This is a genomic window from Micromonospora krabiensis (assembly GCF_900091425.1).
Classification (GTDB): Bacteria; Actinomycetota; Actinomycetes; order Mycobacteriales; family Micromonosporaceae; genus Micromonospora; species Micromonospora krabiensis.
This window is the reverse complement of the sequence record NZ_LT598496.1, coordinates 896,446-922,689: the sequence shown is the minus strand read 5'-3', so window position 1 is coordinate 922,689 and position 26,244 is coordinate 896,446. Positions and strand designations below refer to the sequence as shown.

Annotated in this window: 22 protein-coding genes and 1 pseudogene; 7 read left to right on the top strand and 16 right to left on the bottom strand. The window is 73.2% G+C overall.

What is annotated here, in order from left to right:
- Nucleotides 1–108: 108 nt before the first annotated feature.
- On the bottom strand, nucleotides 109–1,662 hold the full coding sequence (locus tag GA0070620_RS03980; protein WP_091588611.1) for a flavin-containing monooxygenase: 1,554 nt from the start codon (nucleotides 1,660–1,662) through the stop codon (nucleotides 109–111).
- A gap of 221 nt (nucleotides 1,663–1,883) precedes the next feature.
- On the opposite strand from GA0070620_RS03980, the gene GA0070620_RS03975 reads away from it, so the two are divergent.
- Together GA0070620_RS03975 and GA0070620_RS03970 are read left to right on the top strand one after the other, a co-directional pair.
- Nucleotides 1,884–2,837 carry an AraC family transcriptional regulator gene (locus GA0070620_RS03975; protein WP_157741530.1) on the top strand — a complete coding sequence of 318 codons (954 nt, stop codon included), beginning with the start codon at nucleotides 1,884–1,886 and terminating at the stop codon, nucleotides 2,835–2,837.
- Nucleotides 2,838–2,993: 156 nt separating this feature from the next.
- Nucleotides 2,994–4,196: pseudogene (locus GA0070620_RS03970) on the top strand (low temperature requirement protein A).
- A 57-nt stretch (nucleotides 4,197–4,253) separates the two neighbouring features.
- Here GA0070620_RS03970 and GA0070620_RS03960 read toward each other — a convergent pair.
- Nucleotides 4,254–8,192 carry a ThuA domain-containing protein gene (locus tag GA0070620_RS03960; RefSeq protein ID WP_091588607.1) on the bottom strand — a complete coding sequence of 1,313 codons (3,939 nt, stop codon included), beginning with the start codon at nucleotides 8,190–8,192 and terminating at the stop codon, nucleotides 4,254–4,256.
- A gap of 411 nt (nucleotides 8,193–8,603) precedes the next feature.
- Between GA0070620_RS03960 and GA0070620_RS03955 the strand changes: the two genes are divergently transcribed.
- Nucleotides 8,604–9,356 (top strand): zf-HC2 domain-containing protein, encoded by a 753-nt coding sequence (locus tag GA0070620_RS03955; RefSeq protein WP_091597959.1) that lies wholly within the window; start codon nucleotides 8,604–8,606, stop codon nucleotides 9,354–9,356.
- 43 nt (nucleotides 9,357–9,399) lie between these two features.
- Here GA0070620_RS03955 and GA0070620_RS03950 read toward each other — a convergent pair whose 3' ends face one another.
- The 5 genes from GA0070620_RS03950 to GA0070620_RS03935 all read right to left on the bottom strand — a co-directional run bounded on the left by GA0070620_RS03950 (nucleotide 9,400) and on the right by GA0070620_RS03935 (nucleotide 13,086).
- A complete protein-coding gene (locus GA0070620_RS03950) occupies nucleotides 9,400–11,400 on the bottom strand; it encodes a copper resistance CopC family protein (RefSeq protein WP_091597956.1) in 2,001 nt (666 codons plus the stop codon).
- Nucleotides 11,401–11,569: 169 nt separating this feature from the next.
- On the bottom strand, nucleotides 11,570–11,731 hold the full coding sequence (locus GA0070620_RS32890) for a hypothetical protein (RefSeq protein ID WP_172836379.1): 162 nt from the start codon (nucleotides 11,729–11,731) through the stop codon (nucleotides 11,570–11,572).
- Complete coding sequence (locus GA0070620_RS03945) at nucleotides 11,728–11,940, bottom strand: helix-turn-helix domain-containing protein (RefSeq protein ID WP_091588606.1); 213 nt, start codon at nucleotides 11,938–11,940, stop codon at nucleotides 11,728–11,730. The genes GA0070620_RS32890 and GA0070620_RS03945 overlap by 4 nt, the downstream gene beginning before the upstream one ends.
- Nucleotides 11,940–12,419: a DUF2975 domain-containing protein gene (locus GA0070620_RS03940; protein ID WP_091588605.1), complete on the bottom strand. Its 480-nt coding sequence runs from the start codon at nucleotides 12,417–12,419 to the stop codon at nucleotides 11,940–11,942. Before GA0070620_RS03940 ends, GA0070620_RS03945 begins: the two co-directional genes overlap by 1 nt.
- Nucleotides 12,420–12,471: 52 nt before the next feature.
- Nucleotides 12,472–13,086, bottom strand: a complete 615-nt coding sequence (locus GA0070620_RS03935) for a class I SAM-dependent methyltransferase (RefSeq protein WP_157741529.1) — start codon at nucleotides 13,084–13,086, stop codon at nucleotides 12,472–12,474.
- A gap of 312 nt (nucleotides 13,087–13,398) precedes the next feature.
- Between GA0070620_RS03935 and GA0070620_RS03930 the strand changes: the two genes are divergently transcribed.
- The 3 genes from GA0070620_RS03930 (at nucleotide 13,399) to GA0070620_RS03920 (ending at nucleotide 15,530) form a co-directional block, all read left to right on the top strand.
- Nucleotides 13,399–14,019: an RNA polymerase sigma factor gene (locus GA0070620_RS03930; protein WP_091588603.1), complete on the top strand. Its 621-nt coding sequence runs from the start codon at nucleotides 13,399–13,401 to the stop codon at nucleotides 14,017–14,019.
- The gene (locus tag GA0070620_RS03925) at nucleotides 14,016–14,801 is read left to right on the top strand and encodes a hypothetical protein (protein WP_091588602.1); all 786 of its coding nucleotides are present in this window, start codon (nucleotides 14,016–14,018) and stop codon (nucleotides 14,799–14,801) included. The genes GA0070620_RS03930 and GA0070620_RS03925 overlap by 4 nt, the downstream gene beginning before the upstream one ends.
- A gap of 114 nt (nucleotides 14,802–14,915) precedes the next feature.
- Nucleotides 14,916–15,530 (top strand): hypothetical protein, encoded by a 615-nt coding sequence (locus tag GA0070620_RS03920; protein ID WP_091588601.1) that lies wholly within the window; start codon nucleotides 14,916–14,918, stop codon nucleotides 15,528–15,530.
- A 114-nt stretch (nucleotides 15,531–15,644) separates the two neighbouring features.
- Here GA0070620_RS03920 and GA0070620_RS03915 read toward each other — a convergent pair whose 3' ends face one another.
- The 4 genes from GA0070620_RS03915 to GA0070620_RS03900 all read right to left on the bottom strand — a co-directional run bounded on the left by GA0070620_RS03915 (nucleotide 15,645) and on the right by GA0070620_RS03900 (nucleotide 21,048).
- The gene (locus GA0070620_RS03915) at nucleotides 15,645–16,643 is read right to left on the bottom strand and encodes a glycoside hydrolase family 11 protein (RefSeq protein ID WP_091588600.1); all 999 of its coding nucleotides are present in this window, start codon (nucleotides 16,641–16,643) and stop codon (nucleotides 15,645–15,647) included.
- A 415-nt stretch (nucleotides 16,644–17,058) separates the two neighbouring features.
- Nucleotides 17,059–18,936, bottom strand: coding sequence for an ABC transporter ATP-binding protein (locus GA0070620_RS03910; protein ID WP_091588599.1), 1,878 nt, complete (start codon nucleotides 18,934–18,936; stop codon nucleotides 17,059–17,061).
- Nucleotides 18,933–20,636 (bottom strand): ABC transporter transmembrane domain-containing protein, encoded by a 1,704-nt coding sequence (locus tag GA0070620_RS03905; protein WP_091588598.1) that lies wholly within the window; start codon nucleotides 20,634–20,636, stop codon nucleotides 18,933–18,935. The genes GA0070620_RS03910 and GA0070620_RS03905 overlap by 4 nt, the downstream gene beginning before the upstream one ends.
- 166 nt (nucleotides 20,637–20,802) lie before the next feature.
- Entirely contained in the window at nucleotides 20,803–21,048 is a 246-nt protein-coding gene (locus GA0070620_RS03900; protein ID WP_091588597.1) for a low temperature requirement protein A, read from the bottom strand.
- A gap of 145 nt (nucleotides 21,049–21,193) precedes the next feature.
- Between GA0070620_RS03900 and GA0070620_RS03895 the strand changes: the two genes are divergently transcribed.
- Entirely contained in the window at nucleotides 21,194–21,955 is a 762-nt protein-coding gene (locus tag GA0070620_RS03895) for a hypothetical protein (protein ID WP_231922212.1), read from the top strand.
- Nucleotides 21,956–22,021: 66 nt separating this feature from the next.
- Here the strand turns inward: GA0070620_RS03895 and GA0070620_RS03890 are convergent, their stop codons facing one another.
- From GA0070620_RS03890 to GA0070620_RS03870, 5 genes are read right to left on the bottom strand one after another with little or no spacing between them, the layout of a single operon-like run.
- Nucleotides 22,022–23,032, bottom strand: a complete 1,011-nt coding sequence (locus tag GA0070620_RS03890) for a sulfate/molybdate ABC transporter ATP-binding protein (RefSeq protein WP_091588596.1) — start codon at nucleotides 23,030–23,032, stop codon at nucleotides 22,022–22,024.
- Nucleotides 23,029–23,868, bottom strand: a complete 840-nt coding sequence (locus GA0070620_RS03885) for a sulfate ABC transporter permease (protein WP_197677541.1) — start codon at nucleotides 23,866–23,868, stop codon at nucleotides 23,029–23,031. Before GA0070620_RS03885 ends, GA0070620_RS03890 begins: the two co-directional genes overlap by 4 nt.
- Nucleotides 23,861–24,709, bottom strand: a complete 849-nt coding sequence (gene cysT / locus GA0070620_RS03880) for a sulfate ABC transporter permease subunit CysT (protein ID WP_091588595.1) — start codon at nucleotides 24,707–24,709, stop codon at nucleotides 23,861–23,863. Before cysT ends, GA0070620_RS03885 begins: the two co-directional genes overlap by 8 nt.
- Nucleotides 24,706–25,725: a sulfate ABC transporter substrate-binding protein gene (locus GA0070620_RS03875; RefSeq protein ID WP_091588594.1), complete on the bottom strand. Its 1,020-nt coding sequence runs from the start codon at nucleotides 25,723–25,725 to the stop codon at nucleotides 24,706–24,708. Before GA0070620_RS03875 ends, cysT begins: the two co-directional genes overlap by 4 nt.
- The gene (locus GA0070620_RS03870; protein WP_331713254.1) at nucleotides 25,715–26,086 is read right to left on the bottom strand and encodes an RrF2 family transcriptional regulator; all 372 of its coding nucleotides are present in this window, start codon (nucleotides 26,084–26,086) and stop codon (nucleotides 25,715–25,717) included. Before GA0070620_RS03870 ends, GA0070620_RS03875 begins: the two co-directional genes overlap by 11 nt.
- Nucleotides 26,087–26,244 lie beyond the last annotated feature (158 nt).

The window sequence follows — 26,244 nt, the reverse complement described above, 5'->3', positions numbered from 1 at the left end:
GACGGACCCGCACCCGGCGATGACAACGTTGTCTCAACGACCAGAAGGGATGGTCGTCCCTTGCCGGAGGCGTGTCAAGATCGCGCGGAGCGCGACTTGTCGCCCCACTCAGGACGATCGGCCCGCCGGCGCGTCGTCGGCCGGGACCGTCGTCGCCGCCGCGCCCCGGCCGGCCGCCGACGCCGCGGTGCGCCGAATCATCCGGGGCGTCACCCGCCGGTAGGCGGCCGGGTCTACCGGCAGCAGCCACTGCCGGGCGCGGGTGAGCGGGCCGACGTTGAGCCCGAGTTCGTCGAGCACCTCGTCGATGTTGTGCATCGAGAACGGGATGATGTTGGTGCCACGGGCGTGGTGTCCGGCGGTCCGCTCCTGCATCCAGGCCAGCCGGGCACCCACCTGCTCCCGCATCTGCGCGGCGGGCGGCAGGTCGACCCCTCCCCGCAGGTACGCGGCGATCCACACCGCCGCCATCTCCGCGCTCAACGGGCTGAAGAACGAGGAGTTGTAGCCGGCGAACGTCAGGTGCGGGACGTCGATCGGCAGGATCTGCCGGTGCAGCAGGAAGTTGCCCGACCCGTCCTGAAGCCGGGCGTGCAGCGCCGGGTCGAGAAAGGGCACGTGCTGCCGGAAGCCGGTGCCGCAGATCACCAGGTCAGCCGGGAGCACCGTGCCGTCGCGCAGGCGCGCCGCCGGTCGTCCACCGTCGAGAAGAAGCTCCTCGACGACGGTGTCGCGGTGCACGGTGATCCGGCCCTCCGCCACCCGATCGGAGAAGCCCTCCGTGGCGAGGCTGACGGTGCTGCGGGCGATGTCCGAGAAGGTCCCGTGCGGCACGAGCCCGAGCTCGCGCAGCTTTAGCTGCCTGGTGGCGGCCGCGCCGACGCTGCGCAGCATCGCCTGCCGTACACGGTCACCGGGGCCGTGCAGGAACCGCTCGACACCCCGCAGGGTGACGTACCGGAACAGTGCCTCGCCCATGCGGGTAAGTAGCAGGTACTTGTAGTTGACCGGACCGAGCTTGCGCGGCATCTTCCAGAGCAGTTCGCGGGCGACGAGGTGGGTCCGCGCGGCGACGTCGCTGACGGGGACCGCCACGTCGCAGGACGACTTGCCGTGCCCCACGACGACGACGTGCCGGTCCCGGACCGTCGCCAGGTCGTGCAGGTCACCGGTGGCCAGGACCCGTCCGCCGGCGGCGACGAACTCGTCCCGGCCGGGGAAGGCCGGGATGTTCGGGTCGGAGAAGATGCCGTTGGCGACGGTGAGGTGGTCGTACCGTTCCCAGGTCGGCGGCTCGTCGCTGCCCGCCGGCCGGGACCCGATCCGCCACCCCGTCCCGCCGTCCACGAGCTCGGCGGAGACGACCTCGGTGGCGAGGCGCAGCGTCGGGCCGAGCCCGAACAGCTCCACGTAGCTCTCCAGGTACCGCTGGACCTGCTCACCGGTCAACCACTGCGGATAGTGCCGGGGCATGCGCAGGTCGGAGAGGCGGTAGGTGCCCTTGTCGTTCTGGGTCTGCAGGCCGGGGTAGCGTCGGCTGCGACTCCACACGCCTCCGACGTCGGTGGCCTTCTCGTAGACGGTCACGTCGAATCCGCTCTGCCGCAGCACCTTGGCCGCGCTGAGTCCGCCGAATCCGGCGCCGACGACCGCGATCCTCATGACGACCTCCAGGCAGGTGACGACTGACGCGACGGCGGCGCTCCTGCGGCCGTGTCCGTACGGTAGGGGGCACCTCGACGGCGCCGCTATCCGTCGCGCGCGGGCCCTGTCCGGGGTACGCGGACGGCAGGGTCTGTCGGATCCACGGCTCGACGGGCGGGCCCTGCTCCCGACCTACCCTCGGGGCAGCGCTGCGGCTCGGGAGGTGCCGGGTGGACTCCGTGACGCTCAGGACGACCGACATCGAGCGGGCCCGTACCGAGGTGGGGCGCGTCTTCTGCCCTCACCGGCTCACCCCCCAACCGGGCGTGCGCGACATCCGCCTGCGGATGACCTCGCACCGCCTGGCCGGCGTGGGCGTCGTCGACCTCGACTACGAGCGGCCGGTACGGATCGAGCCCGACGCGCTGGAGACTTTCTACCTCGTGCAGATCCCCCTGCGGGGCGGCGCCCTCGTGCGACACGCTGGGCAGACGGTGAACTCCACCCCGGAGACCGCCTCGGTCCTCTCCCCCTTCGACCCCTCCGACATGCACTGGGCGGCAGGCTCACCGCACCGGATCTTCTACGCCGACCGACAGGCCGTGGACCGGGAGCTCGCCCGGCTGCTGGGCCGGCCCGTGGACGGTCCGCTCCGGTTCGACGCGGGCATGGCCATGCGCACCCCGGCCGCGCTGGCATGGGCACGGGGGGTCGACTTCCTCGCCACGGAACTCGCCCAGCCGGCGGGCGCCTCCTTCGTCAGCCATCCCCTGGTGGCCGGCCGTCTCGCGGAGGCCCTCGTCGGCACGTTGCTGCTGACCCACCGGCACACCTTCACGGATCTGCTCGCCGCGCCGGTGCGGCCGCCGGCGCCGGGTCGCCTGGTCCGGCGCGCGTGTGCGCTGATCCGGGACCACCACGCCGAACAGTTGACGGTGGGCGACATCGCGGAGGCGCTGCAGGTGAGCGTCCGGACGCTGCAGGACTGCTTCCGCCGGGAGCTGGGGAGCACCCCGACGGCCTTCCTGCGCGGGTGCCGGCTCGACGCGGTGCACCGGGCGCTGCGCGCGGCCGGGCCCGGCGCCTCGGTCACGACCGTCGCCCTCGCCCACGGCTTCGCCCACCTCGGCCGATTCGCCGCCGACTACCGGGCCCGTTTCGGGGAGTCGCCGTCGGCAACGCTGCGGCGCTGAGCGGCGCGCGCGAGGGGACGTAGGGGCGCACGTCCCTCGCGAGCTCGTCCGTGCCCCGACGCCACCCCCGGGGTCGCTCGTTAGCCGAGTAGGTCACCGAGACGGAGTGCGCGCGACCATTCGACGACGTCGGGACGCACCGCGAGAGACGGCGCAGTGAGGCACCGCGGCAGCGAACGGTTGGTGCGCGGCGAGACCAGCTCCGAGCGGGCAACCTTCCTGGAGCTCTTCCTCGATCTGGTCTTCGTCTTCGCGCTGACCCGGATCTCGGTGCGGCTGATCACGGACTTCACCGACGATGACCGGCACATCCTCGCGGACCTGGGTCAGTCCCTCCTGCTCTTCCTCGCCCTCTGGGCCGTCTGGTCGGTGACGGTCTGGTCGACCAGTTGGCTCGGTCCGGAGGCGCCGGTCGTGCAGAGCATCGTGGTCATCACGGTGGTCGGCGCCATGGTGATGGCCGTGGCGGTGCCCGAGGGTTTCGGTGACCGGGCACCGCTGTTCGCCCTCACCTACGTGGCCCTCCAGATCGGTCGGGTGCTGTATTTCGACGTCGTGGCTGGTGGTCGGCCGGATCCGCGGGAATCCGTCCGGGTCCTGTTCTGGCGGGGCCTGAGCGCACCCCTCTGGGTCGTCGGGGGCTTCGTCGACGACGCGACGATCCGCGGGGTGCTCTGGAGCGCTGGTGTGCTGATCGACTACGCCGGGCCGCTCCTCGGCTGGTGGAGGCCGTGGCTCGGGGCCAGACGGCTCGTCGGTCACCTGCTGGCGGCCGAGCACCTGGCCGAGCGGTACCAGCAGTTCCTCCTCATCGCGCTCGGCGAGGCGATCTTCGTCATCGGGCTCTCCTTCAGCCGCAGCGACTTCCAGGCCCGGCAGACGGGCGGGTTCGCGCTGGCACTGGCGAGCACCGTCCTGCTGTGGCGGATCTACTTCCACCGGGCGGGCCGGATGGTGGGCGCGGCATTCAGCCGGTCGCGGGACACCGCCTGACTCGCCACGGACATGGCGTTCAGCCACCTGATCATGGTCGCCGGCATCGTCTTGAGCGGCGTGGGCTTCGAACTGTTCATCACCGAGCCCGTCGCGGACCTCCCGACGCCCTGGCTCGTCGCGCTCCTCGGTGGCCCCGCGCTGTTCCTCACCGGACGATCCGTCCTCGAATACCTCGTCTTCGGCCGAATCTCCCGATCTCGGGTGGGCGGCCTGCTGGCCCTCGGCCTGTTGACACCGGCCGCACTCCACCTTCCGCCGCTCGCGGTCGGCGCAGCCGCCGCCGCGGTGCTGCTCGCCGTCGCCGCCGCGGACACCAGGCGCGCGCACGGTCGACCGGCGGAGGCACCCGCCCCGCCGGTGTAGCCGGTGCCGGCGTGGCCGGCACGGAGGGCCCGTGCCGGCCACGTCATCGGTGGTGGTTCAGCTTCCGTACGCCTCCAACTCCCAGAGCGAGTGGCCCCACCCGGTGCCCCGTGCGGTGGCGTAGATCCTCAGGTAGCGACCGTTGGCCCCGAGGGCGGTGTGTTCGTCCACGCCGCCGTCCGCGCCGGTCACCGATTTGACGTTGGTCCAGGTGGTGCCGTCGTTCGACGTCTGGATGACGTACGCACTGCTGTAGGCCGCCTCCCAACTCAGCTTCACCCGCCCGATCGCGGTGGGGCTGCCGAGGTCGACCCGGATCCACTGGGGGTCGGAGAACGCGCTCGACCACCGGGTGGTGAGGCTGCCGTCGACCGCCTGGGCGCCGGACATCCCGGCCCCCTCGTCGCTGGACGTCAGCGTCGGCTTGTTCAGCAGCAGGTTGCCGCCGGTCGGGCCGCCGGTGCCGCCGTACACCTCGAACTCGAACAGCGAGTAGCCCCACGGGGTGCCCCGCGTGGTGCCGAGCAGCCGGACGTAGCGGCCGGATCCGGTGAGCCCGGTCAACTCGTCGACGCCGCCGTCACCGCCGGTCACCGTCCGGATCGTGGTGAAGGTGGTCCCGTCGGTCGAGGTCTGGATCTGGTATCCGCTGCCGTACGCGGCCTCCCAGGTCAGCTTGACCCGGCTGAGGTTGTAGGTGGCGCCGAGGTCGACGTCGATCCACTGCGGATCGCTGAACGCGCTGCTCCACCGGGTGCCGGCGACACCGTCGAACGCGTTGGCCGCCACGAACGCGCCCTCCACGCTGGACGCCCGGGCCGGCTTGCCTCGCGCGAGATTGGTGCCCGGCTCCGGTTCCGGGTCGGGATCCGGGTCCGGGTCCCCGCCCGGGCTGCTGGAGAGCGTGAACTCGTCGATGTCGAAGTACGGCCCGGTGCCCTTGAACACGAGGTAGAGGGTCCGGGTGCCGGTCGACGCGGTGACCGGGCCGGTGACGGTGGCGAAGGTCGCGTACCCGCCGGTGGGCGTGACGGTCGCCTGACCCACCAGCGGGCCGGTGGGCGAGTCCACCCGCAGTTCGAGGGTGCCTCCGCCGCCGGCCGGCGCGCCGACGCGGGCGCTGAACGACTGGACGCCGGTCAGGTTGTACGGCTGGAACGAGATCCAGTCGTTGTTGTCGACGTACCCGATCGCGGCGCCACCGTGGGCGCTGCCCGGGGTGACGACCTGGATGCCCGAGGAGTCGCCGAAGTGCTCGGCCTGGCGGACCCGAGGTTGCAGGACGGCCTGGGTGTGCGTGGTCAACGGCGGCTGGCCACCGCCGCCCAGGTCGGTGTACTCCGCGTCGATGATGCCGAAGATGTTCGCCGCGGTGTCGTGCTCGCCGTCGGCCGAGGTCTGGATGACCCCGGAGCAGCCCTGCACACTGCCGAGCTGGTGGCCGTGCGAGTCGTGGCCGAGGACATAGTTCACCTTGACCCGGGCACAGTTGATCGCACCGTCCTGGGCGTCGGTGACGGTGACGGTGAACGGCACGGCGTCGCCGAAGCTGAACGTCCGCCCGTTCAGGGGCGTGTTGACGGTGACCACGGGTGCGCTGTTGCCGACCGTGACGACCACGCTGGCGGTGGCCGTCTTGCCGGTGCTGTCGCGGACCGTCAGCGTCGGGCTGCGGGTGCCGTTGGTGGTGTACGTGAAGGTGGGGTTGGCCGCGGTCGAGTCGGTGGTGCCGTTGTTGTCGAAGTCCCAGGCGTAGGTGAACGGGTCGCCGTCCGGGTCGAGCGTGCCGGCCGAGGAGAAGGCGACGGTCAGCGGGGCGACGCCGCTGGTCGGGTTCGCCGAGACGACGGCGCGGGGGGCACGTCCCTCGCGGGCGTACTCGATGCGGTAGAGCGCCGAGTTGGCGTCGCCGTTGAACCAGCCGGTGCCGTAGTCGAGGACGTAGAGCGCGCCGTCGGGGCCGAACTCCATGTCCATCACCTGGGTGCCGGTCCACGGGAACGGATTGATCTTGAAGGGTTGGCCGGCCGCGTCGAGCTTGATGTTCTTGATCCAGCGACGGCCGAACTCACCGGCGAAGTAGGTCCCGTCGTAGTACTGCGGGAACGCCACGTCGGAGGTGTTGTTCGGGTCGTAGCGGTAGACCGGGCCGCCCATCGGGGACAGGCCGCCACCGGTGAACTCCGGCGGCGACCCGGAGCCGCCGTACGGGAGCCACGCCGGCACGGCCGGCGGGAGCTGGGTGATGCCGGTGTTGTTGGGCGAGTTGTTGACCGGCCCGTTGGCGCAGTCGAACTTCGGCCCGGACGGCCCGGACGGGAAGGTGTAGTCGTTGTAGGCGTCGTTGCGGGCGGTGCAGTACGGCCAGCCGTAGAAGCCGGGCTGGGCGATGCGGGCGAACTCGACGTTGCCCGCCGGTCCCCGGTTCGGGTCGGCGGTGCCCGCGTCCGGGCCGTAGTCGCCGAGGTAGACGATGCCGGTGGCCTTGTCCACGCTCATGCGGAACGGGTTGCGGAAGCCCATGGCGTAGATCTCCGGACGCGTCCGGGCGGTGCCGGGGGCGAACATGTTGCCCGCCGGGATGGTGTAGCCGCCCGCCGCGCTCGGCTTGATCCGCAGCACCTTGCCGCGCAGGTCGTTGCTGTTCGCCGAGGTGCGCTGCGCGTCGAAGGCCGGGTTGCGGCCGGCCCGCTCGTCGATGGGGGTGAACCCGCTGGAGTCGAACGGGTTGGTGTCGTCACCGGTCGACAGGTAGAGGTTGCCGGCCGCGTCGAAGTCCATGTCGCCGCCGACGTGGCAGCACATGCCCCGGCTGGTCGGCACGTTGAGGATCAACGTCTCGCTGGCCAGGTTGATGGTGTTGTCGGGGTTGACGGTGAACCGGGACAGCCGGTTCACCCCCTCCCAGGGGGCGAAGTCGGCCGGGGTCCCGGTGGCCGGCGCGCCGCCCCCGGGGGTGCTCAACGGTGGCGCGTAGAAGACGTACACCCAGCGGTTGGTGGCGAAGTTGGGGTCGACCTTGATGCCCTGCAGGCCCTCCTCGTCCCCGGTGTAGACCGGCAGGGTGGCGGCGACCTTGGTGTTGCCGGCCGCGTCGGTGTGCCGGATCACGCCGTTGCGGGAGGTGTGCAGCACGCCCCGGTCGGGCAGCACGGTGAGGCTCATCGGCTCACCGGTCTCGGCCGCGCCCTTGGCCAGCTCGACCTGCTGGAAGTTGCTGGTCACCGTGGGCCCGCAGTCGGCGGCGACGTCGCCGGCCGCGGTCCGGATGCCGCCGAGCAGGTGCTGGCGGAAGCTCGCCTCGCCGTACGACGCGTCCGTGTGGCCGAGGCCGGTGTACCAGGAGCGGCCGCCGGAGTAGTTGTGGCACCAGGAGATCGGGTGGTCGTAGCCCATTCCCCCGCCGGTGTAGGTGCTCTCGTCGAGGGTGGCCAGCACGTGGACGGCGCCCCGCGGGTTGGTGCGGTAGTTGTACCACTCGTCGTACCGGGTCCACCGCTGCGGCAGGGTCGCCGTGGACGGGTGCACCTGGTCGGCCACCTTGACGGTGGCGTTCTGCTCGGCCGGGTGCGAGGCGAAGTACGCCCCGACGAGGCCGCCGTACCAGGGCCAGTCGTACTCGGTGTCGGCGGCGGCGTGCACGCCGACGTAGCCACCGCCGCCCTGGATGTAGCGCTCGAACGCGGCCTGCTGGGCGGCGTTCAGGACGTCACCGGTGGTGGAAAGCCAGATCACCGCTGCGAAACGATCCAGGTTGGCGTCGGTGAACTGGGCCGAGTCCTCCGTGGTCTCGACGGTGAACCCGTTGGCGGCGCCGAGCTGCTGGATGGCGGTGATGCCCTGGGCGATGGAGCCGTGCCGGAATCCGGCGGTCTTGCTGAACACCAGGACGGTGAACGGCGCGGCGCTGGCCGCGGGTGGCAGGGCGACGATGCCGCCGAGCACGAGGATCGCGCTCAGCGTCGCGCCGAGCCACGATCTCAGGGATCTGCGCACGGTGGGTCCTTTCGCGGGGTGGGGACGGCGTGCGCCGATCACGCCTGGTGGTGGGTACGCGTGGTGCCGACGGTGCGGCTCGCCGGGCGCGCCGTCGCCACCGCGAGCGTCATACAGGTAAATGCATCGTTGCCGCCTCGTCACGACCGCGTCAAGCGCTTCACCGCCATCCGAGAGAGCGTTATCTCCGCAGGTCAGAGGCGACCGGCCGGAACCTGATCCAATTACGGTTTTCACTGTCCTGATCCGCCGGAACCTCCGGTGGCGGCACCCTGGCGACGGCCACCCGGATACGCCTCTGTCCGGTTTTCGCCCCCGGCCCGGTCGACGCCCAGCATGAGGCGCCGTGACCTGGGTGACCGCGCGGCGTGTCCCGGGAACCGGGACGCCCCGTCGGGCGACTATCCGTACATGGGGTGTGAGCAGTGGCGTGAGATCTTGTCGGCACAACTCGACGGTGAGGCGACCGCCGCCGAACAGGTCGGCGTCGAGGCGCATCTCGACGGGTGCGCGGGCTGTCGCGACTGGCTCGACCGGGCCGCGCGGGTGACCCGCCGGTCCCGGCTGAGCGTCCTCGGTCCGGCGCCGGACCTGGCCCCGGCCATCCTCGCCGCCCTGCCGGCGCCCGCGCCGGCCCGACGCTCCCGGGCGCGGGTCGTGCTGACGTTGCGCACCCTGCTCGGGCTGATCGGCGCCCTGCAGCTGGTGCTGGGCCTGGCCCAGGTCGGGCGGAGCCCGGGCGCCGCGCACAGCCACGCCGGCGTGCTGGCCTCCGGGCACCTGTGGCACGAGTCGGCGGCGTGGAACATCGCCGTCGGTGCCGGGTTCCTGTTCGTCGCGGCCCGACGCACACCCCCGACCGGTCTGGTGCCGATGTTGAGCGCGTTCGTCGGCATGTTGGCGCTGCTGTCGGTCAACGACCTGCTCCTCGGCCGGGTCGATCTCACCCGCCTGGTCAGCCACGGCTTCCTGCTCGGCGGATACCTGGTCGTCATCGCGCTGTCGCGCCGCAGCCTGTGGCCGGACGACCCACGCGCCGGCGACCGCGGCGACCGTACCGGCTGGCGGCTGCGGGTCGACGAGGAGCCCGAGCCGGCCCCGACGGCGCTGCGCCTCGCCCCGCACCCCGGCACCGCCCGCGCCGAGGACCGGCGGGCCGCCTGAGCACGACCCGGGTCACCGCCGGGCGGTGACCCGGTCCCGCCCCTCAGGCCAGGTTGATCGTGTACTCCGCCGTGTGCACCGCCCCGTCGACCTGGAAGTCGAAGAACGCCCGGTAGCGACCCGGGCTCGGCGCGGTCAGCCAGAACGTGACCGCCCCGTCCACCAGCTCCGCCTCGGGGTGGACGTGCACGTACCCGAGGTCGCCCTCGCGCACCACGACCAGGTGCCCGTACGCGCCGAGGTAACGCTCCAAGCGGGCCGGGGCGCCGGCCTGGGCCACCCGGAAGACCATCGGCGCGGTGACCCCCACCGTGGGCGTGCCCTCCATCGACACGGTGAACGGCCCGACCGTCGCCTGGGGCTGCGGGGGCGGCAGCACGGTCGGGGTGTGCGCGCCCGGCACGACGTGGTCGACGCCCAGAACGAGGGGCACCTGGGTGCCGTCGGCCGCGGTGACCGAGAAGTCGGCGTAGATCCGGTAGCCGCCGGGGCGGGCCAGCGCCAGCGGGACGCTCCAGGTGCCGTCGGCCGCCATCGTCGGGTGCAGGTGCTGGTACCCGCCCAGGTCGCGGCCCACCACCACCAGGTGCAGCGGCTTGTCGTGCACGACCGCGAACCGGGTCGCGGCCTGGCGGTCGGCCCCGATGATCCGGAACCGGTAGTCAACCTTCGCGCCCGCGGGCTGCGTCCGCTCCAACGGTTGCAGCGTGTAGCCGCCGGCGCTGACCGCCGTCCCCGTCGCCGGCCCCGCGGCGGCGTCGCCCGGGTGGGTGTGCGCCCCGGTACCCGGGACGTGCTGGTGCCCGTCCCCCGCCGACACGGCCTGGCCCGGGGCGCCGCCGGCCGGCGCCGTGGGCGTGCCGGTCGCGGTGGTCGTGCCGGCCGAACCCAGGCGGCCGAGCCCGAACCCGGCCAGCAGGGCGAGCACGAGCCCACCGACGAGCAGCGCGATGCGGGTGTTGGTCAGCCGGGTGCCGCCGCCCGGAGAGAGGTCGTCCGTCCCCGTGACGGGGCCGTCGGTCGCGCCGGCCGGGTCGGGGTCCGCCGTGGCGACGCCGCTCGCCGACACCCGGGCCGGGGCGGCCGCCGGCACACTAGCGGTGGTGACCGGCGTGCCGCCTCTGCGCGCCGCCGGCGCGACGACCGGCCGTCCCTTGCCGCCGGAGCCCGACGGGGCCGTCCTGCGACCGCCCCCGGCCCGGCCGGCCGCGCCGGATCCGCCACCGGGCCGGGAACCGCCGGCGCGTCCCCCGGCGGACGACCTCGTCGGGCGGGTGCGGTTCGCGGTCCGGCCGGCGGGGGCCGGGCGACGCCGCCAGAACAGCAGACCGGCGACCACCACGGCCGTCACGGTGACCCAACCGACCCACATCAGCCAACCGGCGCCGCCCTCGTCGCCCGCGTCCGGCGCGGAGGCGTCCGGCGCGGCGACGGCCGTCGAGGCCGGTGGAGCGGCGGGTGCGGTTGACGAGCCGCCGGAGTCGTGCCCGGACGTCCCGTGGCGCTCCGCCGCGGCCAGCAGCGTCGGGTCGGGCTGGTTGGTGGGTGGCTGCCAGCCCTGCGGGGCCGCCGTCGCCCGGCCGGTGTAGCGGAAGGTCAGCGTGCCCCGGACCGGGTCGCCGTCCGAGGCCACCGACAGGTAGCTCACCGAGTAACGACCGGGCGCCGGCAGGTGGGCGATCGCCACCACCGCCGGGAACCCGGTCGTGTACTCCCGCGGCTCGAACTTGCCGTCGACCAGGAAGTACTCGCGTACCGGCTTGTCCAGCGGTCGGGGCTCTCCCTGACTCCAGCCGTTGTCGACCCGACCGCCACCCGGCCCGGTGACCGTGAAGTACGCGTTGGCCGCGACCTTCTCGGTGAAGTAGAGGCGCACCTCGGTCAGCGGACCGTCCACGGTGGCGCCCTCCGCCGGCGTGGACACCGCCAGCGTGCCGTGTGCCGCGGCGGGCGGCGCGGACATCAGGACCCCGACCGCCGAGGCGAGGACGAGCGCGAGCAGGCCGGCGACGGCCCGGGGGACGGCTGAGCGGAGACGACGCATCAGCACATGTTCACGATCGTCGGGCTTCAATCAAGAGCCAACCAACTTTTTCCGCACATGGCAAAAGTTCTGGTCCGGATCGTGCGATGTCCACCCTCGATCGTCGGAAACTTCTCTGTCGCGGCATCGCGGCTGACCGTCACGACGCGGTCACGTGGGCGGCAGGACGCTACCAGTGGCGGACGAGGCGGATGCCGAACACGATCGCGCCGAGGAGGAGCAGCACCCCCAGCAGTTGGAGACCCGGTGAGTCGTCGGCCTCCCCGTGCGCGATGGCAGCGGCGCCGAGGGCGACCCCGAGGAGGGCCGCGAGGGTCAGGAGGTACTTCACGGCGTCTCCTCGACGTACTCCAGGAGGTCGCCGGGTTGGCAGTCGAGCACCCGGCACATGGCCTCCAGGGTGCTGAAGCGGACGGCCTTGGCTCGCCCGTTCTTCAGGACGGCGACGTTGGCCGGCGTCAGCCCGACCCGCTCGGCGAACTCGCCGACGCTCATCTTCCGCTTCGCCAGTTGGACGTCGATGCGTACGACGATCGGCATCAGATCACCGCTTCCATGTCGGTGCGCAGCACGGTGGCCTGCCGCAGCAGCGCGCGCATCACCACCAGCAGGAGTCCGACCACGGCGACGCCCACCAGCAGGAGGAAGAGCAGGAGCGGCAGGCCGGGGTCGTCGGCGTTGAAGCCGACGTAGAGGAAGACGCCCAGCAGCACCGTCCACCCGGCTCCGACGGCCCACACGATCGCGTCGACCCACCCCAGGGAGGCCGGGCTGAAGATCCGGTCGTCCCGCACGAGGGTGAGCAGTTTCCAGGTGCAGACGATGACCACCTGCACGCACAGCACCAGGAAGACCGAGACGGCCGTCGCCGGCCACCGGAGGTAGGCGTGGTCCGGTGACTCCTTCGCCATGTGGGCGAACTGGCCCGGCAGGGAGAGGGTCTGGAACACGACCAGGATCCCGAACAGCAGCACGAGGAAGACTCGGAGAGCGGCAACCGCTCGGCGCTCTGTGACCATGTATCGAGTTTCGCTTGCTACCTATCGAATGTCAATAGGTATCGCACGGCGGTCAGTCGATCACCGTTCCCGTTACGCAGGTGAGCAGGCGACCGCGTACGCCGGCCGCGACCGACGCCGTGGTCTCGAAGCCCTGGGCACGGAGCAGGCGTTCCGTCGACCGCAGGTTCGCCGTGGCGTGCGCCGGCGTGGGCCGTTCGCCGAATACGTAGAGCCGCCCTCCGGGGACCAGGAGGTCGCGCATGCGGCCGATCTGCGCCGCCGCCGCGCCCAGCCAGAAGAGGTTGACGTTCACCGCGAAGATCTTGGTGAAGGAGCGGCTCTGCAGGTCCGCGGACTCGAAGCCGGCCTGGCGGATCTCGGCCCGGCCCGACTCGACGTGGCCCGCGTTGCGCTCGGCGGCGAGCCGCACCATCGTCGCCGAGCGGTCGATCGCGACGATCCGGCCGGTGGTGAGCCGCCGGGCGACCAGGGAGACCGCCACTCCCCGACCGCAGCCGATCTCCAACAGCCGGTCGTCCGGCGCCACGGCCATGGTCTCGACCGCCCACCGCTGCCGCTGGGTGACCGCGGCCTTCGGCACCGCGTCCGCCGGTGACACGGCGTCGTCCGGGACCGGCACGGCGCCGTCCGGGCTCGTCGGCCGGGGTGACGACGCGCGGGTCACGGGCTCACCCGCGGGGTCGGACCGGCAGCCGGCCGGCACCTCCCGGCGTGGTCGGGACCGCGCCGACGCCCGTCGCCGCGGTCCGAGCGTCCCCGGTGCGGACCCCGGTGGACCGGCCGCGGGTAGAGTACGTCGCGCCGCGCCCGCCCACCCGATGACGGACCGGGCCGACGGAGCCACCGGGCGCCGGCATCCGCTCGCTGACCGGCGAAGATTCGCACCCGTCGACTATGGCGCGGACGGCGGACCGGCGACCGCCCGGGGTGGCCCGGATCACGGGAACCCGCCCGGCTGAGCGGACAGAGAAGGGTCATGGAGTCGAGTCTGCGCGCTCGGGTGCGGGCCGGGGATCCCACCGCGTTCGCCGAGCTCTTCGACCGGTACGCGCGGTCGGTGTACAACCACGCGTTCCGGTTGACCGCCGACTGGGCCACGGCCGAGGACGTCATGGCGGCCACCTACCTGCAGGCCTGGCGCTCCCGCGAGCGGGCGAGCCAGGAGGGCGGGTCCCTGCGGCCGTGGCTGCTGGGGATCGCCACCAACGAGGCCCGCAACCACGTCCGCAGCAACCGCCGCTACCGAGCCGTCGCCGCCGCGCTGCTGGCCCGGGAGGCCGTCCTCCCCGATCACGCCGACGAGGTGGTCGGCCGGCTGGACGACGGGCACCGGATCGCCGCCGCGATCGAGGCGCTGAGCCGGCTGCGCCGCCCCGAGCGGGAGGTGCTGACGCTGTGCCTGTGGGAGGGCCTGGACTACGAGTCGGCCGCCCGGGCGCTGGGCGTTCCGGTCGGCACGGTCCGGTCCCGGCTGTCGCGGGCGCGGGCGCGACTACGTCAGCTGGTCGACGGCACCGAACGCACACCCCGGAACCCGCCTCCCACCGCAGCCGTGCGAGACGGCGCGGTCGCGCTCGCGAGGGAGGTCAACCGATGACGACACGGCGGCCACTGGACCCGTCCGAGCGGGCGGAGTTCGACGCGCTCGCACCCCACCCCGGCGACCGGGACCTGCCGGCCGGGCGGCACCAGCTGCACCGCGACCGACTGCTGGCGACCATCGCGCGGGAGACCCGGGCCGACGCCCGGCCCTCCGCGTCCGCCCCGCGCCGCGCGCCGCGGCGGCCCACTCTGGCCGTGGCGGCGCTGGTGCTGGTCGTGGCCGGGCTGGGCGCCGGCTTCGCCGCCGGCACGCGCGGCGGCGCCCCGACCGCGCTTCCGTCGGCGGCGCTTCCCGCCGACACGACGACGGCGCCGACCGCGGCAGCCGGCCCGAAGCCCGCCGCGAAGGGCCGGGCGTACGGCACGGTGCGACAGCTCACCGACGGTGCCGACCTGGTCGTCCGCGGCGACGTCGTGTCGGTCAGCGGCGTCGGCGGCGACCGCCGGGCCGTCTACCGGGTCGACGAGGTCCTGCACGGCGCGGCCCCGGTCACCGTCGGCGGCCGGATCACGGTGGTGGCGCCGGAGGTGCCCGGCACGTCCCGCCTCGACGTCGGCCAGCCGACCGTGCTCTACCTGGCCCTGCGCGATCCGCACCCGCCCGCGTACGCCCCGCTCGGCGGTGACGTCGGGATTTTCGACGTCGCCGGGGAGACGGTCCGCAGCCGGTCGGCGGGACGGTCGGTGTCCGGCCTGCGCGACGAGGAAGCCACCGGGCAGGGGCGGGTGTTCGTCGCCACGCTGGCCGAGCTGCGCCGGCTCGCGGGCGAACGCTGAGCCGCGGCAAAATTGTGGGAACTCGACGTCGGTGGCGCACAGACAGAGGACGTACGCAGTGCCGCGTCCCGGGCGAGACCGCCCGGGACGGCACCGAGACGCAAGGAGCGTTCCATGCCAGTCGTCCTCCCCCACCGCGCCCGGCCGCTGCTGGCCGCCGCCGCCGTGCTCGCCGCGGCGGCGCTGTCCGCGTGCGCCGGTGCCGACGAAGCTCCGCCGGCCGCCGCGCCGTCCGCGAGCAGCGGCGCCGCGGTGGCCGACGTCGCGCCGTCCCAGCCCCCGATCAAGGGCAAGCTGCGCGGGTACACGACGGTCCAGGAGCTCACCGAGGCCGCGGAGCTGGTCGTCCGCGGTGAGGTCGAGGCCGCCGGCTTTCGGGTGGACGAGGTGCTGCGGGCCGCGTCCGGGTCCGGGGTGACGGCCGGGTCGCGGATCACCCTGACCGGCCTCGACCGGCGGACGGCCGACATGGCCCAGATGTCGACGCTCGACCCGGGCCAGGTCGTGGTGCTCTACCTGGCGAAGGACCCGGCGACGGCGACGTTCCGGACGCTCAGCGGCGACTTCGGGGTGTTCGACGTCGACGGGGCGGGCGAGGGCGCCGCCGCGTCGACCCGCTCCCGCTTGATGGCGGTCACCGGGCTGCGCGCCGAGGACCCGGCCGCCGCCGGTCAGGGCTTCCGCACCACCCTGGGCCAGCTGCGCGCCGTCGCCGCCCAGGTCAGGTAACACGCCCTCGGCGCGGACGGCACCCTCCCGGGGGCACCGTCCGCGCCGTGCCGGCCGCTCCGGCGCGGACTCGTCGGCGGACGCGGGTCCGGACGAGTCCGCGCCGGTCGGGTGTCAGCCGGCGCGACAGGAAACCGTCGGCCAGGTGTAGTTGCCGTTGTGCTGGATGGTCACGCCCCAGTTGTTGCCGCTGCCGTTGGGGGTCGCGACCAGCTGTTGTGCGCTGGGGTAGCTGGCGTTGACGTTCCAGGTCGCGAGGACCCTGGCGGGGGACGGGACGTTCATCGTCACCGTCCAGGAGGTGGCGCCGGAGACCGAGACGTTGAGGTTGTAGCGGTCGCTCCACTGCTGCCCGGCCGACAGGGTGGCGGTGCAACTGCCCCCGCCGCCGCCACCGCCGCCTCCGCCACCACCGCCGCCTCCGCTGCCGCCGATGGTGATGGCGGAGTTGCCGCTGCTCTGGTAGCCCTCGGTGGCGAGGATCATGTAGTCGTGGCTGCCCAGGTTCATGCCGTTGCGGCCCCACGCGTCGAAGTGGTTGCCGGAGGTGATCGTGCCACCCGTACGCTTCGACTGCCGGACGCTCCAGTACTGGTTGAAGGTCCGGGTGCCCTCGATCGACGGGGCGTTGTAGCGGGTGGTCTGGTAGATGTCGTAGGTGCCGCCGTCGCTGGTGACGGTGCCCTTGTACGTGCCGGTGGGCCGGTAGGTGCCCCAGTTGTCCACGATGTAGTACTCGACGAGGGGGTTCCTCGTCCACCCGTAGAGGGTCAGGTAGGCGTTGCCCGAGGGGTTGAAGCTGCCGGAGTAGGTGACGCTCCGGCGGCCGCCGGTGCTCCAACCCTTGCCGGCGACGAAGTTGCCGGTGTTACGCCAGGAGGTGCTGTAGCCGCCGCCGGAGTTCAGCTCCATGGAGACCGTGCCGGGGCTGTCGGTCCAGAACGAGTAGAAGTAGCCGTCGTGGGTGCCGGTCTGGTTCGAGGTCACCGCCGCGCTGGCCGCGCTGGGCAGCAGTGTGGTGGCGATGACGACGGCTACGGCGCAGGCACCGCTGGCGAGCAGCCTGAGGCGGCCGCGCCCGCGGGTCCGCGGTGGGACGGGGACGTCGTTCACGTGCTTCCTCCTCGTGAGGGCTGGCGGGGAGGCCAGGCAGCCGGGTACGACTCCGGCGCCGACGTCGGCCGTCCGGGCGGCGGCCACGCTGCGTCGGGTCGTACAACGTGGTGGGGCGGGCCGGCCGTCGCGGTGGCGGCCGGCGGGACCGGGTCGGGTGGCGGGGACCCGGATCGACGGTCATCGAAGCCCGGCGATGCCGAAAGTATTGGACCGGCCAGCGGTGACTGTCAATGAGTTTCGGAAATGTTTCGGAACGCTGGTCGTGCGTCCGAAACGACCACCCGACGTCATCGTCCCTGCTGGGATGATCCGACGTGGCACCCACCGGTGGCGCGGCAGCCGGCAACCACCGCAACGGAGAGCACGGCCGCCGCCGGAACTTTCGGAGTCCCTCCGGAGGTACCGCTCCCGGTCAGGCGGTGACCGCCGGAAGGGCCACGTCCTCCCCCGGGGACGGCCGGGGCCGCGGCGGGCCGGTGGGCTCGCCGGGGAGCACCGGGTCCGGCGTACGCCACGAGCGCCACAGCCGGCTGTAGCGACCCCCCGCCGCCAGCAACTGGTCGTGCGTGCCCTGCTCGGCGATTCGGCCGTGCTCCATCACCACGACGCGGTCGGCGGTGGCCGCCTGGCTGAGACGGTGGGCGACGATCAGGGTCGTCCGACCCGCCGTCGCCGCGGCGGCGGCACGGTCGAGGTCGCGCGCGCCCGCACTGCCGGCCTCGGCGGTCGCCTCGTCCAGGACGGCGACGGTCGGGTCGGCGAGCAGCAGCCGGGCCAGCGCGAGCTGCTGGGCCTGGGCGGCCGTGAGCCGCCGACCGCCCTCCCCCACGTCGGTGGCGAGCCCGTCGGGCAGCGTACGGAACCAGGCCGTCGCGCCGACCCGGTCGAGGGCGGCCGCGAGGTCGGCGTCCGTGGCGTCCGGGTCGGCCAGCCGCAGGTCGTCGGCGAGCGATCCGGCGAAGACGTGCACCTCCTGACTGATCAGGGCGATCTCGCGCCGGACGCGGTGCTCCCCGAGGTCGGCCAGCGGCACGCCGCGCAGCGACACGGATCCGGTGGTGGGGGTGAGGATGCCGGCGACGATCCCGGCCAGGGTGCTCTTTCCGGCCCCGCTGGCGCCGACGAGGGCGACGCGTTCGCCCGGGGCGAGTCGCAGTGCGACGTCGCGCAGCACGACGGGTCCGCGGTCGTAGCGGTGCTCGGCGACGATCACCTCCAGCGCGGCGGGCTCGCCCCGCCCGATGGTCACCGACGACCCGTGCCGGGCCTCGGGCGCCGTCGGCAGCGCGCTGACGCCGACGAGCCGGGCGAGGCTCGCCCCCGCCTGCAGGACCGAGTCCGACTCCATCAGCAGCAGGCCGACGGGATTGAAGAGACGGTGGAAGAACAGCGCGGCCGTGGTGGCCGCGCCCACCGTGACGAGGTCGTCGCGCACCAGGAGGAACCCGGCCAGCAGCACCGCGGCGAGCCCGACGAACTCCGACCGGTTGATCCGCAGGCCGAACCGGGTGTGCAGGTTGAAGATCTCCAGGGACAGGTCGCGGGCCAGGGCCGACCGGTCGGCGATCCGGGCGACGTGCGCGTCCTCGGTCCGGTAGGCGCGCACGGTCGGCGCGCCGCGGAGCGCGTCGGCCATCGCCTGCGCCCGCTCACCGGTCGCCACCCGCTCCCGCGTGTAGTAGGGGACGGACCGGGCGAGGTACCAGCGTAGGGCCAGCGCGTACGCGGGCGCCGCGGCCAGGCCGGCGAGGCCGAGTCGCCAGTCGAGGGCGAACAGCCCGGCCGCGGTCAGCACGACGGACAGCAGCGCGCCGACGAAGGCGGGGCCACTCGTGGTGATCACGTTGGTGACGACGGCGACGTCGTCGCCCGCGCGGGCGACCAGGTCGCCCGTGCCGGCGCGCTCCAACGTGGCCGACGGCAGGTGCAGCGCGCGGTCGAGGACGCGCTCCCGCAGCCGGGCCAGCACGGTCTCGCCGAGCCGCGCGGCGACCGCGGCGCCCGCGGCGGTGAGCAGGCCGGCGAGCAGCGCCGCCCCCGCGATCACACCGGCCCAGCCCAGGACTCGGGTCGTGGTGGAACCGGCGATGACGTCGTCGACGAGGCGCCCGAGCACCCAGGGGGCGACGAGCCCGGCCGCGGCGGCGGCGACCAGGAGGGTGCCCGCGGCGGCGCTGAGCGCCGGAAGTCGGGCGAACTCGGCCCGCAGGGCGGCCCAGGTCTGTCGCGGGGTGGCCGTCGGCAGCAGTTGCCGGGTCTCCCCGTCGGTCGTGGTCGCGCCGTCGGTCACCGGAGTACCTCCTGCCGGTAGCGGGTGTCGGCGGCGAGCAGCTCCTCGTGGGCGCCCTCGGCGACGACACGCCCGCGGTCGATCACCGCCACCCGGTGGGTCGCCCGCAGCAGGGCGGGGCTGCTGGTGATGATCACCGTGCTGCGGGACGCCCCGCTGCGGGCGGCGGCGAGCCGCTCGGCGATCAGGGCCTCGGTCACCGCGTCGACGGCCGTCGTGGGATCGTGCAACACCAGCACGGGCGGGTCGGCGACGAGCGCGCGGGCGAGCCCGAGGCGCTGCCGTTGCCCGCCCGACAGGTTCGCCGCCCGCTCGGTGAGCCGACGGTCCACGCCGTCGGGGTGCGCGGCGAGCACGTCCTCGGCCGCCGCGGCCCGCACCGCCGCGTCGAGGACCCGCTCGTCCACCGCGGCGCCGGCGGCGAGGTTGTCGCGGAGCGTGCCCTCGAACAACGCCACGTCGTGCGGCTCGACCAGGACCGCGCCGCGTACGGCGTCGATGCGCAGCTCGTCGACGGGAACGCCGTCGACGCGCACCGTTCCTCGGTACTCGTCGCGAGGCACCCGGCCGGACAGCAGCGCGACCAGCGCCTCGGCCTCCCCCGGCTCGTACGCGAGCACGCCCAGGACCTCGCCGGCCCCGACCCGGAGGCTGAGACCGTCGAGACCGGCGTGACCCACCCCGTCGAGGGCGAGCCGTGACTGGCTCGGCGCCGGCGCCTCCGCGGTGCCCGGCCGGACGAGCGGGGTCGCCCCGAGCACCCGCGCGACGCGCCCCGCGGAGGCGCGGGCCATCGCGAACAGCTGGACGCAGTACCCGAGCGTCTGCACCGGCTCGGCGACGAACTGGGCGAGCCCGACGACGGCGACCAGCTCGCCGACGGTGAGCCGTCCGTGCAGGGCGAGCCAACCGGCGGCGCCGGCGACCGCCGCGAGGAAGAGGCCGTTGAGGGTGGTGGTCAGTCCGAGGTGGAGGCCCTTGGTGGTGGCGGCGCGCAGCGTCACGTCGAGGGCGTGACCGCTGGCGCTCGCGTACCGGCGGGCGGCGTGGCCCTGTGCGCCGATGCCGCGCAGCACCCGCAGACCGGCGACGAGATCCACGGCGAGGGCGGTGGTGGCGGCCAGAGCCTCCTGCTGGGCGGCGCTGCGGCGGGTCAGCACGGGTGCCGTGCGGTGCAGGGCGAGGACCACCAGGGGCACACCGACGAGCACGCCCAGACCCAGCGGAACGTCCACGACGAGCAGGGCGACGGCCGCGACCAGCAGGGCGGTGAGGGCCGCCGCGGTGAGCCCCGCGACGCGTACGACCAGCGCGGAGAGCTCGGCGTCGGAGGCGGCCACGGTGAGCAGCTCACCGTCGCGCAGCCCCGACCGGTGGCCGCGCGGGTCGAGGGCGCGGGCGGCGATCTCGACCCGCGTGAGGTGCGCCTCCCGTTCGACGGCGGCGTACGCGTGGCGCGCGCCGGTGCGGTAGGCGAAGGCCAGGACGGTGAAGAGGGCGGCGAGGCCGGCCAGCGAGAGCAGCAGCGCGCGGACGTCTCCGGTGGCGACCGCGCGGTCGATGATCACACCGATCGCGACCGGCACGAGGGCCTCGGCGGCCTGGTGAAGGCAGAGCAGCACGATGCCGGCCAGCACCCGCCCGCGCTGGCGGCGCAGGGCGCGGCGCAGCACCGTGCGCGTGGTGATCTCCCCCGTCATCTCGCCCGGAACCGGCGAGCCCGGTGGGGCCGACGGATGGCTGCGGATGTGTGCACGGACGGCGCCCCTCCCACGGTCAGGGGCAGGACGGTCGACTCCCCTCCCCGGGACATAGCTTAGGCTTGCCTAAGAAGAGCGGGTACGGCACCCCGACCACCGTCAGGAGTCAGTGGTCGCCGGCCCCCGGTCCGTCTCCTCGTCGCTCGGCCGGACCTCGGACGCACTGCCCATCGCCCGTCCGCCCTGCCGTCGCCCAGTAGACGGGCACGAAGAGGATCAGCGCCCGGCCGATTCCGGGCCAGCCGTGGTCCTCGTGCAGCAGCTCGGAGAACTGAGTGAGGGCGAAGACGAAGGCGAGGTCGAAGAAGAGCTCCTCCCAGGTGACGCCCTTGCCTCGCGGACCGGCTGGCATCGCCGGAGTTCACCCGGACGAGCCGGCGACGCCGCGAGGTTAACCCCGACGATCACCGTCTCGTGGTCGGACGGCGCACGGTCACCGTTTCGGCCGGTCCGCGCTCGGGCATCCTCCACGGTGCCGAGGCGACGAGGGGGGCAGGATGAGAGACCGCACCGCGCCCGCGCGCGGCCGACCAGTGAGCACGCTGGCCCTGCCGCTGCTCGCGGCCCTGACGCTCCCCACCGGGTGCACCGCCGGGGAGGACGACGCGGGTCCGGCTCCCTCGGCACCGCCGCCGGCCACCACGCCGGCCTCCTCGGCCCCGACCGGGCAGTCCTCCCCCACCGCGGACGCGACCGTGGTCATCCCCACGTCCGCCTTCGTCGAACTGCCGCCGGAGCTGCGAAAGATGCCGCGCCGGACGACCCCCACCGAGAACGCGCTGCCGACGTTGTGCGGCGAGGAGTTCGGCACCGGCGGTCGGCGGGTGACCGCGAGCGCGTCGATGACCGTCACCTACCAGCAGGCGGGCGCGCCGGAGAGCTCCGTGCCGCAGGGCATGATCCATCAGACGATCTTCACGTTCGACGGTGCGGGCGCGTCGGACTACCTGCGCCGGGTCCGCGGGGCCGTCGAGGGGTGCCCGTCCTACGGCCGGGACGGTGGCGCCGTCCGGGTGGAGAGCCGTCCGCTGCCCGGCGTCGGCGACGAGGCGCTGCTGGTGACCCGCACCTGGCCGGCGGCGGGCCCGGACGGGCGGCCCGCCGGCGGCGAGGCGGCCGGCCAGATCGCCGTGATCCGCGTGGACGGGGTGGCGACGGTGCTCGACGACCAGGGCTGGGAGGGCACGAGCGGCAACCCCGCCGTCCTGGAGCAGGCCACCCGGGAGGCCGTCCGGGCCATCGAGACCTGGCGGCGGTAGCGAGCAGACGGACGGGCTGCACAACGTCGACCGGCCGCTGGAGCCCGGCCCGGGCTCCAGCGGCGGTCAGCGGGAGCCGGCGAGGCTGGGCGCGGCGGTCACCGGCCGCGAGGCGGCCGCGGTGGTGGTCGGGCTCCCGGGCGCGATCGTGAGCCACACCGCGGCGCCGGTGTCGACGCCGAGGGCCAGGAACTCGTTGCGGGTGAGGGTGACGGCGACGACCTGGCCGGGTTCGGTCGTGACGTCGACGCGGATCTCGAAGCCGACGCGGGTGACCCGGCTGACCCGGCCGGCGACGGCGGCCGGCGCGGCGGCGCCGGTCCGGATCTGCAGGTCGTGCGGCCGGACCAACTGGTCGCCGAGCTGGGTGACCGGGCCGAGGAAGCGCATGACGAACTCGTTGGCGGGGGCGTCGTACAACTGGTCGGGCGAGCCGATCTGCTCCACCCTGCCCTCGTTGATCACCACGATCTCGTCGGCGACCTCCAGCGCCTCCTCCTGGTCGTGGGTGACGAAGACGGTGGTGACGTGCACCTCGTCGTGCAGCCGGCGCAGCCAGTCGCGCAGCTCCTTGCGGACCTTCGCGTCGAGCGCGCCGAAGGGCTCGTCGAGCAGCAGCACGGTCGGCTCGACGGCCAGCGCGCGGGCCAGGGCCATCCGCTGGCGTTGGCCACCGGAGAGCTGGGACGGCAGTCGGTCGGCGAACTGCTCCAGGTGTACCAGGGCGAGCAGTTCGTCGACGCGGCGGCGGATCTCGTCCCTGCCGCGCTTGCGGATCTCCAGTCCGAAGGCGACGTTGCGCCGCACGGAGAGGTGCTTGAAGGCCGCGTAGTGCTGGAACACGAAGCCGACGTTGCGCTTCTGCGGGGGCAGGCCGGTCGCGTCGACACCGTCGATCTCGACCCGCCCGGTGTCCGCGCGTTCCAGACCGGCGATGATGCGCAGCAGGGTGGACTTGCCGCCGCCGGACGGGCCGAGCAGCGCGGTGAGCTGACCCGCGGGAATGCTCACCGAGACGTCGTCGAGGGCGACGAATCCTCCGAAACGCTTACCGACGTTGGCGATCTCGATACTCACCGGGGTTCCTTTGGCCGCAGGACGGATACGACGATGATGCTCGCCACCGCGACGAGGGCGAGGAGGAAGGCGGTGGCGTACGCGCCGCCCTTGTCGAAGTTCAGGTACTTCTCCTCGACGACGAGCGTCGCGGTGCGGGTCTGACCGAGGACGTTGCCGGATACGACCTTGACCGCGCCGAACTCGCCCAGCGACCGGGCGAGGCTCAGCACCACGCCGTAGATCACGCCCCACTTGATGGAGGGCAGGGTGATCCGGCGGAACGTCTGCACGGCGTTGGCGCCGAGGCTCCGGGCGGCCTGCTCCTGCTCGTCGCCGATCTCCTGGAGGACCGGCACGACCTCCCGGATGACCAGCGGCAGCGCGACGAACACCGTGGCCATCACCATGCCCGGCACGGCGAAGATGATCTGCAGGCCGGCGGCTTCGAGCGTGGGCCCGAACCACCCGGTGCGGCCGCCGTAGACCAGCGCGAGGGCGAGACCGACGACGATGGGGGAAACCGACAGCGGCATGTCCAGCAGGGCGTTGAGCGCCCGCTTGCCAGGAAAGTCGTAGCGGACCAGCAGGATGGACACCCCGACGCCGAACACCGTGTTGATGACGACGGCGACGACCGCGATGACGACGGTGAGCCGCAGCGCGTGCACGACGTCGGGATCGGCGAGGATCGCGGTGAGGTCGGTGAGGCCGTCGGCGAACGCGTTGCGTCCGACGAGGTAGAGCGGCCAGGCGACGAGCAGGAACAGGTAGGCGACGACCACCGCGCGCAGCAGGTGGCGGCCGGGGCCACGGCGGCCGGCGGGCACGCGGACGGCGGCGGAGCGGTCAGCCACGGCGCACCACCCTTCGTTGGAGGACGTCGAGCAGGACGATGACGGCGAGCGAGATCGCCAACAGCACAACCGCCACCGCCGCCGCGCTGTCCGGGTTGTCGTTCTCGATGCTGCTGAGGATGCGGACGGACGCCACCTCGGTACGCATCGGCAGGTTGCCGGAGAGCAGGACGAGAGAGCCGTACTCGCTCACGCCGCGGGCGAACGACAGCGCGGCGCCGGCCGCGATGGCCGGGGTGAGGCTGGGCAGGATGATCCGCCGGAAGGTGGTGAACCGGCTCGCGCCCAGCGAGGCGGCGGCCTCCTCGACCTCCGGGTCGAGCTCGGCCAGTACGGGCTGCACGGTCCGTACGACGAACGGCAGCGTGACGAACAGGAACGCGAGGAACACCGCGATCCGGGTGTTGGCCACGTCGACGCCGAGCGGGCCGGCCGGGCCGTACAGGGACAGCAGCACCAGGCCGGCGACGATCGTCGGCAGGGCGAACGGGATGTCGATGAGGATCTCCAGCAGGCGCTTGCCGAAGAACCGGTCCCGCACGAGCACCCAGGCGATGAGCGTGCCCATGACGACGTTGACGAGCGTCACGAGGAACGCGGCGCCGACCGTGAGCCGGATCGCGGCCGCGGTCTGCTCGTTGGTCACCGTCGTCCGGAACGCGGCCCAGCCGCCCTGGGACGCGGTCACGACCACGGCGGCCAGCGGGATCAGCACCAGCAGGCTGAACCACAGCATCGCCACGCCGAGCCCGAGGCCGGAGACCCGGCTCAGTGGCAGGCCGGTGCGGACCGGCCGGCGGGTCTCCGCCGACCGGTCCGCGGCCACTGCCGTCGAGGTCACTTCGCCTTCCCGGAGGCGGCGATGACCTTGGTGACGACGCCGTCCTTCTCGTCGAAGAACTTCTTGGACAGCGCCGACCAGCTCTCGAAGTCCTTCTCCACGGTGAGCAGCTTCTGCGGCGCCGGGAACGGCTTGTCCGGGTCGATGGCGCCCTTCACACCGGTGGTGTCGACGCCGTCGATGATGGGGCGGAAGCCGGTCAGCGCGAACTGGCGCTGACCCTGCGGGCCGAGGACGAAGTCGAGCCACTCCTTCGCCTTCGGGCTGGCGTTCTTGAGCACCGCACCCGGGTTCTCGATGAGGATGGTCGTGGCGGGCAGGACCCAGTCGAGGTCCTCACCGTTCTGGCGGGCCAGGATCGTCTCGTTCTCGTACGCGAGCAGGACGTCACCGGTGCCGCCGAGGAAGGCCGTCGTGGCGTCCCGGCCGCTGTTGGGCAGCGCCACGACGTTCGCGAAGAGCTTCGTCAGGTACTCCTCGGCCTGCGCGTCGGTGCCGCCGTTGGCCGCGATGTGCCCCCAGGCGGCGAGGGCGTTCCAGCGGGCGGCACCGGACGAGGCCGGATTGGGCGTGACGATGCCGATGCCCGGCTTGATCAGGTCGTCCCAGCCCTGGATGTTCTTCGGGTTTCCCTTGCGGACGGCGAGCACGACCACCGACGACGAGACGATCCCCTTGTTCGGGCCGTCGTCCCAGCTCGCGTCGACGAGCCCCGCGTCGACCAGACGTGTCACGTCGCTGGTGACGGAGAAGTGCACGTAGTCGGCCTTGAGGCCGGAGACCACCGCGCGGCTCTGGTCGCCCGAGGCGCCGTACGAGGTCTGGAAGCGGACGCCCTTGCCCGCGTCGGTCTTGTTCCACTGTGCGGCGATCGCCTTGTTGGCCGCCTCGGGCACCGCGTAGCCGACGATGCTCAGCGTCGTCGAACCGCCCGCCGCCGACCCGCCGCCGCAGGCGGACAGTGCCAGCGCGGCCACGAGCGCGAGAGCGACGGCGACCGTGCTCCTATTCTTCATGGGAAACCCATCCTCCTTCGGCGCGCGTCGGCGCAATGTCACTGGTGAGAGACGTCGGCTGCTCGTGGCGGGCCGCGAGCAGGTCGGCGAGTGTGGCGTGGTCGACGATGTCCTCGACGGCCCGGTTGACGGACCGCCAGACGTCACCGAGTCCGGTGGCGACACCGTGGTAGGTCGCGGCGTCGACGGAGAGACCGCGGATCGTGGTGATCGTCCCGGCGACGGCGCGGAGCACGTCGCCCACGGTGATCCGATCCGGTCCCCGCGTCAGGTGATAGCCCCCCTCGGCGCCGCGGAGGCTCTGCAGCAGGCCGGCCCGCCGCAGGTCGAGCAGGATGGCACGCAGGAACGAGGCGGAGATCTCCTAGCTCTCGGCCAGTGTCTCCGCCTTGACGATCCCCGGATGGGACGCCGCCACCGCGAGCATCGCCCGCAGGGCGTAGTCCGTCCGGGCCGAGACGTACAGGGCCACCCCCCGCTTCTCGATGTTTCCTACCTGACATGTAGGAATAGTGGCCT

Coding starts and splice junctions, on each gene's coding strand:
- GA0070620_RS03955 (WP_091597959.1), top strand. CDS start 8,604: ATGGGGTGTGAGCAGTGGCGTGAGATCTTGTCGGCACAACTCGACGGT.
- GA0070620_RS03925 (WP_091588602.1), top strand. CDS start 14,016: ATGACGACACGGCGGCCACTGGACCCGTCCGAGCGGGCGGAGTTCGAC.
- GA0070620_RS03980 (WP_091588611.1), bottom strand. CDS start 1,662: ATGAGGATCGCGGTCGTCGGCGCCGGATTCGGCGGACTCAGCGCGGCC.
- GA0070620_RS03930 (WP_091588603.1), top strand. CDS start 13,399: ATGGAGTCGAGTCTGCGCGCTCGGGTGCGGGCCGGGGATCCCACCGCG.
- GA0070620_RS03945 (WP_091588606.1), bottom strand. CDS start 11,940: ATGCCGATCGTCGTACGCATCGACGTCCAACTGGCGAAGCGGAAGATG.
- GA0070620_RS03895 (WP_231922212.1), top strand. CDS start 21,194: ATGAGAGACCGCACCGCGCCCGCGCGCGGCCGACCAGTGAGCACGCTG.
- GA0070620_RS03920 (WP_091588601.1), top strand. CDS start 14,916: ATGCCAGTCGTCCTCCCCCACCGCGCCCGGCCGCTGCTGGCCGCCGCC.
- GA0070620_RS03875 (WP_091588594.1), bottom strand. CDS start 25,725: ATGAAGAATAGGAGCACGGTCGCCGTCGCTCTCGCGCTCGTGGCCGCG.
- GA0070620_RS03950 (WP_091597956.1), bottom strand. CDS start 11,400: ATGCGTCGTCTCCGCTCAGCCGTCCCCCGGGCCGTCGCCGGCCTGCTC.
- GA0070620_RS03905 (WP_091588598.1), bottom strand. CDS start 20,636: ATGACGGGGGAGATCACCACGCGCACGGTGCTGCGCCGCGCCCTGCGC.
- GA0070620_RS03940 (WP_091588605.1), bottom strand. CDS start 12,419: ATGGTCACAGAGCGCCGAGCGGTTGCCGCTCTCCGAGTCTTCCTCGTG.
- GA0070620_RS03900 (WP_091588597.1), bottom strand. CDS start 21,048: ATGCCAGCCGGTCCGCGAGGCAAGGGCGTCACCTGGGAGGAGCTCTTC.